The organism is Streptomyces sp. ME02-8801-2C, assembly GCF_033793965.1.
Lineage (GTDB): Bacteria > Actinomycetota > Actinomycetes > Streptomycetales > Streptomycetaceae > Streptomyces.
Genome location: NZ_JARAXP010000007.1, coordinates 402,487 through 417,933, shown reverse-complemented (window position 1 = coordinate 417,933; position 15,447 = coordinate 402,487). Strand labels below are relative to the sequence as shown.

The 15,447-nt window shown below is 71.7% G+C and carries 13 protein-coding genes; 3 read left to right on the top strand and 10 right to left on the bottom strand.

Annotated elements, in window-relative coordinates; all coding sequences use genetic code 11:
- The first annotated feature begins 108 nt into the window (after positions 1-108).
- Positions 109-1,605, top strand: coding sequence for a serine/threonine-protein kinase (locus PV396_RS24935; RefSeq protein ID WP_319208124.1), 1,497 nt, complete (start codon positions 109-111; stop codon positions 1,603-1,605).
- 106 nt (positions 1,606-1,711) lie between these two features.
- On the opposite strand, the gene PV396_RS24930 is transcribed toward PV396_RS24935, so the two are convergent.
- The 8 genes from PV396_RS24930 to PV396_RS24895 form a co-directional block, all read right to left on the bottom strand.
- Positions 1,712-2,530 carry an RNA methyltransferase gene (locus PV396_RS24930; RefSeq protein WP_319208123.1) on the bottom strand — a complete coding sequence of 273 codons (819 nt, stop codon included), beginning with the start codon at positions 2,528-2,530 and terminating at the stop codon, positions 1,712-1,714.
- Positions 2,531-2,595: 65 nt separating this feature from the next.
- On the bottom strand, positions 2,596-3,828 hold the full coding sequence (cobA, locus tag PV396_RS24925; RefSeq protein ID WP_319208121.1) for a uroporphyrinogen-III C-methyltransferase: 1,233 nt from the start codon (positions 3,826-3,828) through the stop codon (positions 2,596-2,598).
- Between the two features lie 242 nt (positions 3,829-4,070).
- The gene (cobT, locus tag PV396_RS24920; RefSeq protein WP_319208119.1) at positions 4,071-7,691 is read right to left on the bottom strand and encodes a nicotinate-nucleotide--dimethylbenzimidazole phosphoribosyltransferase; all 3,621 of its coding nucleotides are present in this window, start codon (positions 7,689-7,691) and stop codon (positions 4,071-4,073) included.
- A 387-nt stretch (positions 7,692-8,078) separates the two neighbouring features.
- Positions 8,079-9,311: a precorrin-6y C5,15-methyltransferase (decarboxylating) subunit CbiE gene (cbiE, locus tag PV396_RS24915; RefSeq protein ID WP_319208117.1), complete on the bottom strand. Its 1,233-nt coding sequence runs from the start codon at positions 9,309-9,311 to the stop codon at positions 8,079-8,081.
- 117 nt (positions 9,312-9,428) lie between these two features.
- On the bottom strand, positions 9,429-10,067 hold the full coding sequence (locus PV396_RS24910; protein ID WP_319208115.1) for a GNAT family N-acetyltransferase: 639 nt from the start codon (positions 10,065-10,067) through the stop codon (positions 9,429-9,431).
- 196 nt (positions 10,068-10,263) lie between these two features.
- Positions 10,264-11,094 carry a MetQ/NlpA family ABC transporter substrate-binding protein gene (locus tag PV396_RS24905; protein WP_319208113.1) on the bottom strand — a complete coding sequence of 277 codons (831 nt, stop codon included), beginning with the start codon at positions 11,092-11,094 and terminating at the stop codon, positions 10,264-10,266.
- 118 nt (positions 11,095-11,212) lie between these two features.
- Entirely contained in the window at positions 11,213-11,971 is a 759-nt protein-coding gene (locus tag PV396_RS24900; RefSeq protein ID WP_319208111.1) for a methionine ABC transporter permease, read from the bottom strand.
- Entirely contained in the window at positions 11,968-13,002 is a 1,035-nt protein-coding gene (locus PV396_RS24895) for a methionine ABC transporter ATP-binding protein (protein WP_319208109.1), read from the bottom strand. The genes PV396_RS24900 and PV396_RS24895 overlap by 4 nt, the downstream gene beginning before the upstream one ends.
- A 430-nt stretch (positions 13,003-13,432) precedes the next feature.
- On the opposite strand from PV396_RS24895, the gene PV396_RS24890 reads away from it, so the two are divergent.
- Positions 13,433-13,792 (top strand): hypothetical protein, encoded by a 360-nt coding sequence (locus tag PV396_RS24890; protein ID WP_006373857.1) that lies wholly within the window; start codon positions 13,433-13,435, stop codon positions 13,790-13,792.
- Positions 13,773-14,249, top strand: coding sequence for a hypothetical protein (locus PV396_RS24885; protein WP_416071470.1), 477 nt, complete (start codon positions 13,773-13,775; stop codon positions 14,247-14,249). Before PV396_RS24890 ends, PV396_RS24885 begins: the two co-directional genes overlap by 20 nt.
- A 67-nt stretch (positions 14,250-14,316) precedes the next feature.
- Here the strand turns inward: PV396_RS24885 and PV396_RS24880 are convergent, their stop codons facing one another.
- Positions 14,317-14,814 (bottom strand): GNAT family N-acetyltransferase, encoded by a 498-nt coding sequence (locus tag PV396_RS24880; protein WP_319208106.1) that lies wholly within the window; start codon positions 14,812-14,814, stop codon positions 14,317-14,319.
- Between the two features lie 45 nt (positions 14,815-14,859).
- Positions 14,860-15,366: an RNA polymerase sigma factor gene (locus PV396_RS24875; protein WP_319208104.1), complete on the bottom strand. Its 507-nt coding sequence runs from the start codon at positions 15,364-15,366 to the stop codon at positions 14,860-14,862.
- Positions 15,367-15,447: the final 81 nt, after the last annotated feature.

Genomic DNA, 15,447 nt, shown 5'->3' with positions numbered 1-15,447 from the left:
TCTCCCACCCGGCACTGACAATCCGTCGGGACGAGAGGGCGCGGCCTCTGCGCGCACCCGGCCGCGGAAACGTAAGCTGTCGCTCGTCAAACGGACCGGGCAGCGGGGATGAACATGGCGATGATGCGCCTGAGGCGCGAGGACCCGCGCGTCGTCGGCTCGTTCAAGCTTCACAGACGGCTCGGCGCGGGCGGGATGGGCGTCGTCTACCTGGGCTCCGACAAGCGGGGACAGCGGGTCGCGCTGAAGGTGATCCGGCCCGATCTGGCGGAGGATCAGGAGTTCCGTTCCCGGTTCGCACGCGAGGTCTCGGCTGCCCGGCGGATCAGGGGCGGGTGCACCGCGCGGCTCGTCGCCGCCGATCTGGACGCGGACCGGCCGTGGTTCGCCACGCAGTACGTGCCCGGACCCTCCCTGCACGACAAGGTGGCCGACGAGGGCTCGCTCAGCGCGGCCGACGTCGCCTCCATCGGCGCCGCCCTCGCCGAGGGGCTGGTCGCAGTGCACGAGGCCGGTGTCGTGCACCGGGATCTGAAGCCGTCCAACATCCTGCTGTCTCCGAAGGGGCCGCGGATCATCGACTTCGGCATCGCGTGGGCGACCGGCGCCTCGACCCTCACCCACGTCGGTACGGCGGTCGGCTCGCCGGGCTTCCTGGCACCCGAACAGGTGCGCGGCGCGGCGGTCACTCCGGCCACGGACGTGTTCTCGCTGGGCGCGACTCTCGCGTACGCCTCGATGGCCGACTCGCCCTTCGGGCACGGCAGTTCCGAGGTGATGCTGTACCGGGTGGTGCACGAGGAGGCCCACCTGCAGGGTGTTCCGGACGCACTGGCACCCCTCGTACGGGCATGTCTGGCGAAGGATCCCGAGGAGCGGCCGAGCACGCTTCAACTGTCGTTGCGGCTCAAGGAGATCGCGGCGCGCGAGGCACAGGGGATGGCGGACGTACGACCGCCCGGGCCGCGTGCCGCCGAGGCGGACCGGCCGACGGGGCGGCTCACCGAGAGCTATCCGGACCAGCGGCCCCCGTATCACGCCCAGACGCAGTCGCACCCGCGTTCCGCGTCCCCGTCCCAGTCGCCGTCACAGTCCCAGCGGCGGCCTCAGGGGCCTGCCTCGGGGGCCGGCACTTCCGGGTCGCGCGGGGGCGTGCCGTCCCGGGGTGGTGGCGGGGTCTCGCGTGGTGGTGGCCCCTCGTCCCGTTCCGGGGCGCGGCCGGTTCCCGGGGCTCGTAACACGACTCGTTCCGGGAACCGTCCCGGGCCCCGCAGTGGTACCGGGCGTCCTGGGCCGCGTGGCACGGGGACCGGGCGGCGGCCCGCCAATCCGCGTCTGCTGCGGCAGCGGTTGTTCGTGTTCGTCGTGGTCACGCTGCTCGTCGCCCTGGGGATCGCGGCCGCTCAGGGGTGCCAGGGGCCCAGTCATGGGCTCGGGGACGACAGCGGCGGAAGTCGGCAGCAGCGGCAGGAGCAGGTGCGGTCGGAGCAGGTGCGGTCGGAGCAGGTGCGGTCGGAGCAGGTGCGGTTGGACGATCGGCCGGGGGGCGACGTACTGCCGGTGCCTGGTAGGCCGCAGGTGGGTTCGGATTCGAACGTCGGCTGAGCCCTCCGGTGCGTGTAGTTACCTGCGCACGCGTGGTGTGTTCGCTGTGCGCCGGTGGGGGCTTGTCGCGCAGTTCCCCGCGCCCCTAGGGGCGGGGGCGCCCCCCTTAGAGGCTCGGGCGGCCTGTTGCCACCGCGTAGAAGGCGACCGCGGCTGCCGCGCCCACGTTGAGGGAGTCGACGCCGTGGGCCATCGGGATGCGGACCCATTCGTCGGCGGCCACCAGAGCCTGGGTGGAGAGGCCGTCACCCTCCGCGCCGAGCATCAGGGCGACGCGGTCCATCTTGTGCGGCGCGGTCTCGTCGAGGGTCTTGGCCTTCTCGTCGGGAGTGAGCGCCAGGAGCGTGAAGCCGGCCTCGCGAACCGAGTCGAGGCTCTTGGGCCAGGTGTCCAGACGGGCGTACGGGACGGAGAAGACCGCGCCCATCGAGACCTTGACGCTGCGTCGGTACAGGGGGTCCGCGCAGTCCGGGGAGAGCAGTACCGCGTCCATCCCGAGAGCGGCGGCGCTGCGGAAGATCGCCCCGATGTTGGTGTGGTCGTTGACCGACTCCATGACCACCACCCGGCGTGCGGTCTGCAGGAGTTCGTGCGCGGTCGGGAGCGGTTTGCGCTGCATGGAGGCGAGGGCGCCACGGTGCACGTGGTAGCCGGTGACGCGTTCGGCGAGCTCCGGGCTGACCGCGTACACCGGGGCCGGGAGTTCGTCGATGACGTCGCGCATGACGTCGACCCACTTCGCGGACAGCAGCATCGAACGCATCTCGTACCCCGCGTCCTTGGCCCGTCTGATGACCTTCTCGCCCTCGGCGATGAACAGGCCTTCCGCGGGCTCGCGTTTGCGGCGCAGTTCGACGTCGGTCAGGCCCGTGTAGTCGCGCAGGCGCGGGTCGTCCGGGTCCTCGACGGTGATGAGATCGGCCACAGAGGTGATACTGCCTTGTCCTGGGTGCGGTGCCAACGGCTGGGGACGGATTGTGTTACCGGGGGTTACAGCTCCGGTTCCGGGCCTACGTTCACGACCGGGCCGATCACGATCACCGCGGGCGGCTTCACCTCCTGCGTACGGACCGTCTCGGCGACCGTGGCGAGCGTCGCGTCGACACGGCGCTGGGCCGCTGTCGTGCCCTCCTGGACCAGGGCGACCGGTGTGTCCGGGGACTTGCCGTGCGCGACCAGGGTCTCCGCGATCCGGCCGATCTTGTCGACGCCCATGAGGACGACGAGCGTTCCGGTCAGCTTCGCCAGGGACGGCCAGTCCACGAGGGAGCGTTCGTCGTCGGGGGCGACATGGCCGCTGACCACGGTGAACTCATGGGCGACCCCGCGGTGCGTGACCGGGATGCCGGCCGCGCTCGGTACCGAGATCGAGCTGGAGATGCCGGGGACCACCGTGCAGGCGATGCCCGCCTCGGCCAGCGCCTGGACCTCCTCCATGCCCCGGCCGTAGACGTACGGGTCGCCGCCCTTGAGCCGCACGACCCGCTTGCCCAGCTTCGCGTGTTCGATCAGCGCGTTGTTGATGGCCTCCTGGGCCATGTAACGGCCGTACGGGATCTTCGCCGCGTCGATCACCTCGACGTGCGGGGGGAGTTCGGCGAGGAGGTCGCGCGGGCCGAGCCGGTCGGCGATGACCACGTCCGCCTCGGCGAGCAGGCGGCGGCCCCTGACCGTGATCAGGTCCGGGTCGCCGGGACCGCCGCCGACCAGGGCCACTCCGGGGGCCCGGGTGCGGTGGTGGGGCGCGACGAGCGTGCCGTCGCGCAGGCCCTCGACGACCGCGTCACGGATGGCGGCGGTGTGGCGGGGGTCGCGGCCCTTGGCGTCCGTGGTGAGGACGGCGACCGTGACACCCTCGCTGTGGCCGGTGGCCGGGGTCCAGGCGGTCGCCGCGTCGGCGTCGTCGGAGCGGACGCACCAGACACGGCTGCGTTCCGCCTCGGCGGAGGCCTGGGCGTTGGCCTGCGTGTCGCTGGTCGCGATCAGGGCGTACCAGGCGTCCGCCAGGTCGCCGTCGGCGTAGGGGCGGCGCTCCCAGGTGAGTTCGCCCGCGTCGGCCATCGCCTCCACGGAGGGGGTTGCCTCCGGCGATACGAGGAGGATGTCCGCGCCCGCCGCGATGAGGGCGGGGAGGCGGCGCTGGGCCACCTGGCCGGCGCCCAGGACCACCACTCGGCGGCCGGTGAGGCGAAGGCCTACGGGGTAGGCGGGGTGTTCGGCCATGGGGGTGCGGCTCCCTCGTGCGGGTGGTTCTGATCAGGGGCCTGGGGTTTTGGCGTGGGCCCTGACGTGCGCATTTTACGGTGCGGGGTGGGTGGGGGCTGGGGTGGGGGTTCTCTCTTCCCCGAGCCCACCCCTTCCCGAGACCGGGGGCTTTGCCCCCAGGCCCCCTGTACATGCGGGTCCGTTTGCGGCTGTGCCCACCCGTTCCGCCCCGCGGAACGACTGCCCACAGCCACGCGGCGCTACTTTTCCGTTACTCCTGCCGAGTCGAACGTCGCCACCTCGTGCATCGCCCTTGCCGTGCTCTGGACCAGGGGCAGGGCCAGCAACGCGCCCGTGCCCTCGCCCAGGCGGAGGTCCAGGTCGACCAGGGGGCGCAGGCCCAGCTTGTTCAGGGCCGCGACGTGGCCCGGTTCCGCGCTGCGGTGGCCCGCGATGCACGCGGCCAGGACCTCGGGGGCGATCGCGCGGGCCACCAGGGCCGCGGCGCCCGCGCTGACTCCGTCCAGGATCACCGGCGTACGCAGTGAGGCGCCGCCGAGGAGGAGGCCGACCATGGCCGCGTGTTCGAAGCCGCCGATCGCCGCCAGGACGCCGATCGGGTCGGCCGGGTCCGGCTGGTGGAAGTCGATGGCGCGGCGGACGACCTCGGTCTTGCGGGCGAGGGTCTCGTCGTTGATGCCGGTGCCACGGCCCGTGACCTCGGCGGGGTCCGTGTCCGTGAAGACCGAGATCAGGGCCGCCGACGCAGTGGTGTTGGCGATGCCCATCTCGCCCGTGAGCAGGGCCTTGTTGCCGGCCGCCACCAGGTCGCGGGCCGTCTCGATGCCCACCTCGATGGCCGCCTTGGCCTCCTCGCGGGTCATCGCGGGACCGGTCGTCATGTCGGACGTGCCCGCGCGGATCTTGCGGGGCAGCAGGCCGGGGGTGGCCGGCAGGTCCGAGGCGACGCCCACGTCGATGACGCAGACCTCGGCGCCCACCTGGTTCGCGAAGGCGTTGCAGACCGCGCCGCCGCCGAGGAAGTTGGCGACCATCTGGCCCGTCACCTCCTGCGGCCAGGGGGTGACGCCCTGGGCGTGCACTCCGTGGTCGCCCGCGAAGATCGCGACGGCCGCGGGTTCCGGGATCGGGGGCGGGCACATACGGGACAGTCCCGACAGCTGGGCGGAGATGATCTCCAGCATGCCGAGCGCGCCCGCCGGCTTGGTCATGCGCTTCTGCCGCTCCCACGCCTCGCCGAGTGCCTTGGCGTCCAGCGGGCGGATGTTGGCGACGGTCTCGGCGAGCAGGTCGTGCGGCTCCTCGCCGGGCAGTGCGCGACGGCCGTACGTCTCCTCGTGGACGACCCACGACAGCGGGCGGCGCTTGGACCAGCCCGCCTGCAGCAGCTCGGGCTCCTCCGGGAACTCGTCGACGTAGCCGACGCAGAGGTAGGCCACGACCTCCAGGTGCTCGGGCAGACCCAGCGTCCGGACCATCTCGCGCTCGTCGAAGAAGCTGACCCAGCCGACACCGAGGCCCTCGGCACGGGCTGCGAGCCACAGGTTCTCGACCGCGAGCGCGGAGGAGTAGGGGGCCATCTGCGGCTGCGTGTGCCGGCCGAGGGTGTGGCGGCCGCCGCGGGTCGGGTCCGCCGTGACGACGATGTTCACGGGCGTGTCGAGGATCGCCTCGATCTTCAGTTCCTTGAACTGCTTCGCCCGGCCCTTGGGCAGCGACTTCGCGTACGCCTCCCGCTGGCGCGCGGCCAGTTCGTGCATCGTGCCTCGGGTCTCCGCCGAGCGGATCACGACGAAGTCCCAGGGCTGCGAGTGGCCGACGGACGGCGCCGTGTGCGCCGCCTCCAGCACGCGCAGCAGTACGTCGTGCGGGATCGGGTCGCTGCGGAAGCCGTTGCGGATGTCCCGGCGCTCGCGCATCACCTTGAGCACGGCCTCGCGCTCGGCGTCGTCGTAGCCGGGGGCGGCGGGGCCGGTGGGCTGCCGTACCTCTTCCGCCTCCGCTGCGGCCGGGTTCTCCTCGCCCTCCGCCAGGTCTCCCCGCGCGTCCTCGTCGGCGGCCGTTGTGTCCAGGTCTTCCACCTGCTGGGCCACCGGCACGGCGTCGGGTGCGACCTCGGCTTCTGCCTCGGGTTCCTCGGGCAGGGCCGGGACCTCGCTCTCCGCCTCCGCCGGTACGGGTTCGGTCTGCGGCGGGAGGACGAGGGCGTGCGGGGGCGTCGGGGCCAGGTGCGGGGCGGTGGGCACGGTGCCGTCCACCGCGATGAACTCACCCACGGGCTCGGCCGGCTGCGGCTCGACGAACTGGGCGGGCTCCTCGGCGGGCTCCGTGAGCTGCTCGGGCATGAGCGCTTCAGCGCTCGCGGCAACGGGTTCCGGGGCGGGGATCGCGGGCGCGGCCGGTGTGGGCTCCTCGTCGCTCGCGGTCGCCGGTGCCGGTACTGCGTCGGGCGCTGCTGCCGGTTCTTCCGGGGCCACGGCGACGGAGGGCTGTGCCTCGACAGGGGCGTGCCCGGCGTTCTCCGGTTCGGGGGCGGGCGGCGCCTCCACCGGTACGGCCTCGGGCTGGGGTTCCGCCGGTGGGGCTGCCTCGGTCACCTGAGCGCCGATGTCCGCCAGTTGGGACGCCGGGTCCGCCAGGTGGGCGACCGGGGGCTCCTCGGCGGCGGGGGCGGCCGGGGCCTCCTCCACGGGGACGGCCGAGGCCTCGACAGGTGCGCCGGGGTCGACTGCCTGCGGGGTGATCTCGGGGGCGGCCTGCGGGGTCATCTCCGGGGTGATCTGCGGGGTCGCCTCCGGGTGCGTCTCGGGGGCGAACTGGGCCTCCGGTACGACGACTTGCGGGTCCGGCGCTACGGGCGCAACCGGCGCTTCCGCCACGAGCGGCTCTTCCGGTGCGACCGGCGCGGCCTGTACGGGTGCCGCCTCCGGTACGACGACCGGGGCCTCCTCGGTCGCCTGCGCAGCCTGCGCCGCCTGCGCCGCCTCGGGGGCCACCAGAGTCACCGGGGTCGCCGGGAGGTCGCCGCCGACCTCGGGGCCCGCTGCCTCGGGGATCACCACGGGGGGCTCCGGAAGAACGGGTGCCTCGAAGGCGTACGCGCTCTCGGACGCGGGCGCGGGCGTGACCTCGGGCGTCTCGTAGGCCGCCTGCGGAGCCTCGTACGCGGCCTCCGGTGTTTCCTGGAGCGGCGGTTCGGGGTCTGTCGGCTCCGGGATCTCGGCCGGCTCGGGGGACGGCTCCGGGGTCGGGGTCTCGGCGAGGAGGGGGGCAACCGTTTCCGCCAGGTGCGCCTCCTCGCTCACGAGCAGCGGGGCCGGTGCGGCCTGTACCGCTGCATGGGCCGGAGCCTGGGCCTGGGCGCCCCAGGGCGCTGCGCCCTGCGGGGCCGGGTCGGCCGGCAGTGGGGGCGCGTCGAGGTACTCGGGGCCGGGGGCCGGTGCCGGTGTGCCGAGCTGGCGTACCGGTGCGGGTGCGCCCGCCGGGCCCCGGTCGGCGAGGGAGCGGACCGGGCTCGCGGAGGCGTCGGGGGTGGGCGGGCCGAGGTGCAGCGGGCGGCGGGGCGCGCTCGGCGCCGCCGTCGCGAGGCGGACGGCGCTGAGGTCGACCGAGCCGCTGTCGCGGCCGCCCATCTCGTGCGGACCGGGCTCGTGGACCGCCTCGACGACGGGCGCGGGGGCGGGTGGAGCGACCTCGTTGCCCCACGCGCTCTGGGCGCCCGGGAGCAGCAGCAGGTCTTCGTCCTCGGCGGTGGTCTCGGAGAGGTAGGTGTACGCACCGTGCGCGGGAACGCCCGGCTGTTCCACCATGCCTGCGCTCTCCGGCAGTCCCTCGGCCGGGACCTGGCCGGTGTCGGTCATGCGTACCCCTCGCCCATCGGTTAGTGCTTCTACGACCGGTTCACCCGTAACGGCTCACCGATCGCCCCGTAGTGAAGAACGAGCATGCGTGCCCAGCGGCACGAACGACCCGTCTCCAGAAAGACGACAAAGCCATTAACTGGCATTGTCGCCATCAACTGGCATTCTTGCGGTCGTTCCGTCGTAACGGGAGCTTGATCCGCCACAGTCCGCTGTGGACTGCGCCACGTTGCGCACCCCACCGGTTCTGCCGTACCACACTCACCCCAAAACGGGCGCGTTTTCCGGACATTGGGCTACGAAGTGCCGGGCCACCGAGTGCGGTACAACGGTCGGCCAGCCTACCTCGCGCAGTACGACAACAGGATCACGGGACGGCAACCGGCGTCAGGGCGCGCGGTCGGGGAGGACTCCGCTGAGCAGGAACGCGACGCTCCGCTCCGTCTCCGTCCAGGCCCGGGTGTCGAGTTCGACGGACTGCAGGAGGGCGCACTCGACCCGGTAGCCGTGTTCGGTCAGGTCGCGGCCGATGAGTTCGGCGTCGTCGCGGGTCGCCGCGTGGGTCACGATGCGCTGGGGGCGCCGGTCGGCGACCGCGGAGACCACCGCCGCTCCCCCGCCGCCGACCCGGACGACGTCGGGCTCGGGGAGGTTCTCCAGGATGTGCGGGGCCTCGCCGCGCACGATCTGGAGCTGGACGCCGAAGCGGCGGGCGGCGAAGTCGGTGCGGGCGCAGGCCTCCACGTTCCGGTCGACGGCGATGACGGCGGCGCCGCCGCGCGCCGCGTCGGTGGCGAAGGCGCCGCTGCCACAGCCGATGTCCCAGACCAGGTCGCCCACGCGCGGTCCCAGGCGGGCGAGTTGGGCGGCCCGCAACAGCTCGGTCTCGCCGTCGCCGGGGGCGGGCGGGCCGCCGGCGGTGGAGCTGTGGCCGTACGCCTCGGTGGGCAGTGTCCAGCCGCGCGGGCCCGCCGCCGGGTCGCGGCCGGCGAGCCAGCCGGTGTCGCCGCCTGCGGTGGGGCCGCCGATGACGATGACGACGTTCGGATCGCGCCAGATGCGGTCGGCGGCCTTGTCGGAGGTGAGGACGGTGATCTGTTCGCGCTCGGTGCCCAGTTCCTCGCAGATGACGAAGGTGCGGTGGACGCCGTCGAGGAGGAGGCCGAGTTCGGCGGGGCCGGCGCCGGGTGAGGTGAGGACGGCGACCTTGGCGTGGGCGCGGCACACGTTGACCGCGCGGCGAAGCGTGCGGCGGTGGGCCACGACCACCTGGGCGTCGTCCCAGGGCATGCCCGCGCGGGCGAACGCGGTGGCCACCGGCGACACGGCGGGGACGACCTCGACCTCCAGGCCGAACTCGGGGTTGCGCAGGGTGCGTACGACACCGAAGAAGCCGGGGTCGCCGTCGGCGAGGACGACGGCGGTGCCGCGATGGCCGGCGATCCGGCGGGCGGCGAGCGCGACGCTGCCGAGTCGGACGCGTTCGGCGGCCGGGGGCACTTCGGGGAGCGCGAGGTGGTGGGCCGCGCCGGCCACCAGGGTGGCGGCGCCGAGTGCGGAGCGCGCCGTGGCGGTCAGGGGCGAGCCGTCCCAGCCGATCACCGTGACCCGGTCGGCCATCGTCGTCAGTCTCCAGAGGGTTCGCGCGGGGCAGCATGGAACAGGACATGCCGTACGGAGTCGGCCGTCACGGGGCTCCGTGAGCGTACCTGGTGTGCCGGCGGCGACCGCCCGCAGTCAGTTCCAGTCGGAGTACGAGGTGAAACCGCCGGAGTCGGCCAGTTCGTCGCCGGCTCCCTCGAGGTCCTCGGGGAGCAGGCTCCACACGATGAAGTCGGTGCGTACGTCGGTCCAGGTGCCGTCCTCAGTGCGGACGTGCGCTATACAGGCGCCCCGCAGGACGCCCTCGCTGATACAGCCGATCTTCTGGGCGACCTGCTGGGAGGCGGTGTTGTCGGCGGCCGTGCGCAGTTCGACGCGCTCGAACTTCTGGTCGCCGAGCACCCATTGGGAGGTGGCGAGCGCGGCCTCGGAGGCGTAGCCCTCGCCGCGCGCCCAGGGGGCGATGATGTACGAGAGCTCGGTGGAGCGGATGTGCCAGTTCGTCTTGGACAGTTGGACGACGCCGACCAGGCGCTGGGTGAGGAACTCGGTGACGGCGAAGTCGAGGCCCCGGCCCCCGGTGCGTTCGGCGGGCGCGTACTCGGTGATCCAGGTGCGGGCCGCGTCCTCGGTGAAAGGCTGGGGGACGTGGGTCCAGGCAGCCACCTGTTCGTCGTTCATCATCTCGGCCAGTGCGGGGACGTCGTCCTCGTCGAGAGGGCGCAGTACCAACCGCTCCGTGCTGATGGAGATGTTGGGGAACGTGCTCGTCATGCGCCACTCCGTAGCCGTCGAATCCTGCAGACCTACAAACCTACGAACGTGCACGGCCTGCTGAACTGCCCAGCATGCAGCATGCGGCGCCGGAACCCCAGCACGGGGTCCACACCCGGTGAGGGCACGGACCCCGTACGTGTCGGTAAGTACCGAGGTGGCGGTTAACGGGTGACAGTTACCGGAGTGCGGCCGATCAGAAGGACGGGATCACGGAGCCGTCGTACTTGTCCTCGATGAACTTCCTGACCTCGGCGGAGGTCAGCAGCTTCGCCAGCTTCGCGACCCGGGGGTCGTCCTCGCTGCCCTCCTTCACGGCGAGGAAGTTGCCGTAGGGGTTGTCCTTGGGGGACTCCGAGACGAGGGCGTCCTTCGCGGGCGAGAGGTCGGCCTCGAGGGCGTAGTTGCCGTTGATCACGGCGGCGTCGACGTCGTCCAGGGAGCGCGGGGTCTGGGCCGCCTCCAGCTCCTTGAACTTGAGGTCCTTGGGGTTCTTGGTGATGTCGGCGGGGGTCGCCTCGTTTCCCACGCCGTCCTTGAGGGTGATGATCCCGTTCGCGGCGAGCAGTTTGAGGGCGCGCGCCTCGTTCACACTGTCGTTCGGGACGGCGATGGTGGCACCGCTCTTGAGGGCGTCCGCGCTCTTGACCTTGTGGGAGTAGAGGCCGAGCGGCTCCAGGTGGACCGTGACGGCCGGCACGATGTGGGTGCCGTTCTTCTTGTTGAAGTCGTCCAGGTAGGGCTGGTTCTGGAAGTAGTTGGCACCCACAGAGCCGTCCTCGGTCGCCGTGTTGGGCGTCACGTAGTCGGTGAACTCCTTGACCTCCAGGTCGAGGCCCGCCTTCTGCGCCAGGTTGTCCTTCACGAAGGTGAGGATCTCCGCGTGCGGGGTGGGGCTCGCGGCGACGACCAGCGGGCCGCTGGTGTCCGAGGAGGCGGAGTCCTTGTCGGAACCGCAGGCCGTCAGACCCAGGGTGAGGGCTCCGGTGGCGAGGACGACGGCGGTGAACTTTGTGGCGTTACGCACGAAAAGTGCCTTTCCGTTTGGGTGTGGCTGTCCCCGTGATGGGTGGTACGGGGAAATCTGGGGGTGGGTGAAGGGGGGAGGTGATGAGGGCGGGCGTCCGACGGGTCGCGGGCAGCCGTCAGGCGGCCTTGCCGACGTCCGCGGTGGCGGGTTCCTCGGCGGCGGTCGCGCTCGGCCCGGCCTTCAGCAGCCGGAGCCTGGGTGCCACCCCGGAACCGCCGCCGCGCCGGTGCAGCCTGCGGGCCGCGAAGTCGCCGGCGAACTGGATGACCGAGATGACAACCGCGAGGACGGCCACGGTGATCCACATCAGGCCGGTCTCGAAGCGCTGGTAGCCGTAACGGATGGCGATGTCGCCGAGGCCGCCCGCGCCGACCGTGCCCGCCATCGCGGAGTAGCCGATGAGGGCGACGACGGTCGTGGTGGCCGACGAGATCAGCGAGGGCAGGGACTCGGGTACGAGGACCCTGCGGACGACGGTCCAGGTGTTGCCGCCCATCGCCTGGACGGCCTCGACGAGCCCGTGGTCCACTTCGCGGACAGCCGTCTCGACAAGGCGGGCGAAGAACGGGATCGCGCCGATGGCGAGCGGCACGATGGCGGCCTCCCGGCCGATCGTCGTACCGGTGATGGTCCGTGTGAAGCTCATCAGCGCGACCATCAGGATGATGAACGGCATCGAGCGAGCGATGTTCACGACCTGCCCGATGACCTTGTTGGCGACGACGTTCTGGAGCAGTCCGCCACGGTCGGTCAGCACCAGCAGGATGCCGAGCGGAAGCCCGCCGACGACGGCGATCAGCGTGGACCAGCCGACCATGTAGAGGGTGTCCCAACACGCCTGCTCCAGCAGGGGTCGCATCTCGGACCAGTTCACTTGGCCCCCTCCTTCAGCAGCGGCGACTCCTGGCCCAGCACGTCCAGGTGCAGACCCTGCTCGCGCAGGAAGCCGATCGGCACGACGTTCTCCTCGTATCCGCCCGGGAGTTCGATGCGCATCCGGCCGACCTGCCTGCCCCCGACCGTGTCCATCGCGGCGCCGAGGATCGAGATGTCGATGTTGTAGGTGCGCGAGAGCTGCGAGATGACGGGCCGGGTGGCCGCGTCCCCCTGGAAGGTGACGTCGATGACCGTGCGGTCGTCCCCGGAGGCGTCGCCGCTCACCGGGAAGAGCGCGGCGGCCAGTTCGGAGCCGGGGGTGGCGAGCAGTTCGCCGACGGTGCCGGACTCGACGATCTGCCCGTTCTCCATGAGAGCGGCCGAGTCGCAGATGGACTTGACGACGTCCATCTCGTGGGTGATGAGCAGCACGGTGAGCCCCAACTGCCGGTTCAGGTCGCGCAGTAGCTGGAGGATCGAGCGGGTGGTCTCCGGGTCGAGGGCGCTGGTGGCCTCGTCGGAGAGCAGCACCTTGGGGTCCCCGGCGAGGGCGCGGGCGATGCCGACGCGCTGCTTCTGGCCGCCCGACAGCTGGGCCGGGTAGGCCTTGGCCTGGCCGGATAGGCCGACGAGCTCGAGCAGCTCCAGCGCCTTGCGGGACCGCTCCTTGCCCGACACACCGAGGATCTCGAGCGGCAGTTCGACGTTGTCCTGGACGGTCCGGGTGGAGAGCAGGTTGAAGTGCTGGAAGACCATGCCGATACGGCTGCGCGCCCGGCGCAGTTCCCGGCCGGCCCTGGGGCCGCGCCCCGCCAGGGCGGTGAGGTCCTGCCCGGCGACGGTGACCGTGCCGGCGGTGGGGCGTTCCAGGAGGTTGACGCAGCGGATGAGCGAGGACTTGCCGGCGCCGGACTGGCCGATGACGCCGTACACCTCGCCTTCGCGGACGTGCAGGTCGACGCCGTCGAGGGCGGTGACTTCACGACCGCGGGAGCGGTAGACCTTCGTGAGGCCGGACGTGGTGATCACAGGGGGTTCCGTCACTGTCGAGTGCGCGGGCGTGGGTGTGCCCGGACACGGAGGAGGAGGTGCGCGGCTCGGGTCTGTCACGGGCGCGCGGGTGCCGGGTACGAATCGGAGGAGTCGTACGGCTGCGGCGCACGGACATGCCAGGGCGGCTCGCTTCGGGGCGCGAGGCTCAGGGGTTGGTGCGGGGGCCCTCTAGAAGGCGCACATTCGACACAGACAACGAGCACCGGGCGTCAGGGTCGCCTCGGTCGCAAGGGTGCGGCTGCTCGAAGTGGTCATGCGATCAGTAAAGCAGACCTATAGGCGCGGCCAAGAAAGCGTGTCTCACGGCTGTCCATATTTCGGACAGCTGTTACGGGCGGCCACCTGGGTGGCGCGAGCCCGCGGGGCCGACCGCACCAGGTCTTTTGGCCCGTAATAGGGTCACGGCATGCTTGATGCCCTGACGGTGGCGACCGCCGTCGCCGCTCTCGCGCTCGCCGCCTGGTGCGGCTGGGCCGCCTCCCGCGATCAGCCCACCAAGGACTGGCACTTCATCGGTATGGGTGTGGTCACCCTGCTCACCGTGGTCCAGTTGGTCGTCGGGATCGTCCAGCTCGCACGGGGCGAGAAGCCGGAGCAGGGTACGACGATCTTCGTGGCGTATCTGCTGGGCGCACTGGCGTGCGTACCGGTGACGGGGTTCATGTCGCTCGCGGAACGCACCCGCTGGGGCTCGGTGACGGTCGCCGCCGGCGGTGTGGTGCTGGCCGTCCTTGAGGTGCGGCTCTATGACATCTGGGGAGGGTGAAGTGGCCACCACGGAGGAGCACATGGCGGAGCCCACGGAGGAGAAGCCCGTGCGTAAGCGGCTCATCAGTGGGCCGGGGATGCTGTTGGTCTGGCTGTACGGGGTGATGGTCGTCGGGGCGGTGTCGCGGTCCGCCGTGCAGATCTCCACCGAGTTCGGGCACGCCCCGCTCGCCTACTCGCTGTCGGCTGTCGCCGGGGTGGTGTACGGGTTCATCACGTACTCGCTGGTGCGGGGTGGCGAGACGGCGCGACGTGCTGCGCTGGTCTGTTGCGCGGGTGAGCTTGCGGGTGTGCTGATCGTGGGGACGTGGACCCTGGTCGAGCCGTCCGCGTTCCCCGACTCGACCGTGTGGTCCGACTATGGGGTGGGATACCTGTTCATCCCGGTGCTGCTGCCGGTCTCCGCGATGTACTGGTTGCGTAAGGCTCGGGCGCCTCAGGGGGAGGTTGGCTGAGGGTGTGCGCGACTGCGGCCCGGTGGGGGCTTGTCGCGCAGTTCCCCGCGCCCCTGTCGGGGCCGCCTCAAGCAGTCGCCGCGTACGTTTCTGCCGGCTTTTCCAGGACGATCATCGGTACGCCGTCGGTGCCCTTGTCCGTGCCCACCGTTTCGTAGCCGACCCGGCGGTACAGGCGCAGGCCCTTGTCGCTGCGGTGGCCCGCGCTGAGCCGGAACCTCTTGGCGCCGCGCTCCTCCGCGAGGGCCGACTCGGCGGCGCGCAGGAGTCTGGCGCCGATGCCGTGGCCCTGGAGGCGGGGGTGGACACAGAGCTTGCCGATGGACGCCGTGCCGTCGGCGTTCGGCGTGCCGCGTACCGAGCCGACCACTTCCTCGCCCAGCCGCGCCACGTAGACGCAGTCCGTGCCGATTTCCTCCCGTACGGAGTCCAGGCTCTGGACAAGCGGGTCGATCCGGTAGTTGCCGTACAGAGCGGCCTCGCTCTGGAAGCACAGGTACTGCAGCCGGAAGATCTGTTCGACGTCCCGTTCCGTCGCCACGGAGATGGTCACGCTCATGCCCATGTGTGCACGCCTCCCGCTCACCTGCTCAGTCGTATGTCCTCACTCCTATCCCCGCGCTTCGCGGGCCGCAACCTCCGGCGTCAGCAATCGACGGAGACATCCCAGGCATCTGGAACGTTCCGGACCAAGACTCCCCTGTGAGATACCCAACTCCCCCGCGATTTCCCTGTAGGTGAGGTCCTTGGGCGACAGCAGAGCCTCCAGCAGACTCGGGCAGCGACCGGGCAGCCGGCGCACCGCGTCACGCAGGGCGCGGTGCCGGGCGGCGGTGAGGGCGAGCTGCTCGGGGCCCGGACCCTCGTCGGCAGCGGGCTCATCGCCGTACGGCCGTTCGACGCGAGCGGTACGACGGTTGCGGCGGGCCTCGGAGCGGACGGCCCGGCGGAGCCAGTTGTGCGGGTCGGCGGGCGGGCCGTCGGACTGGAGGCGTTCGAGGAGACGGAGCCAGACGGCCTGTTCGAGGTCGCTCGGCTCGGCGCCGTAGGCGTACGCCTCCGCCGAGGCCTCGGCGGCGAGCAGGGGGCTGAGGGTGGCAACCATGTCGTGGGTCATATGCGGCACGACGCGGCCGCCCCGGCGGGAGGTTGCCGAAGCGGCCGGTTGTCACCCCAACCGGGGCCGTGCGCTCAGCTG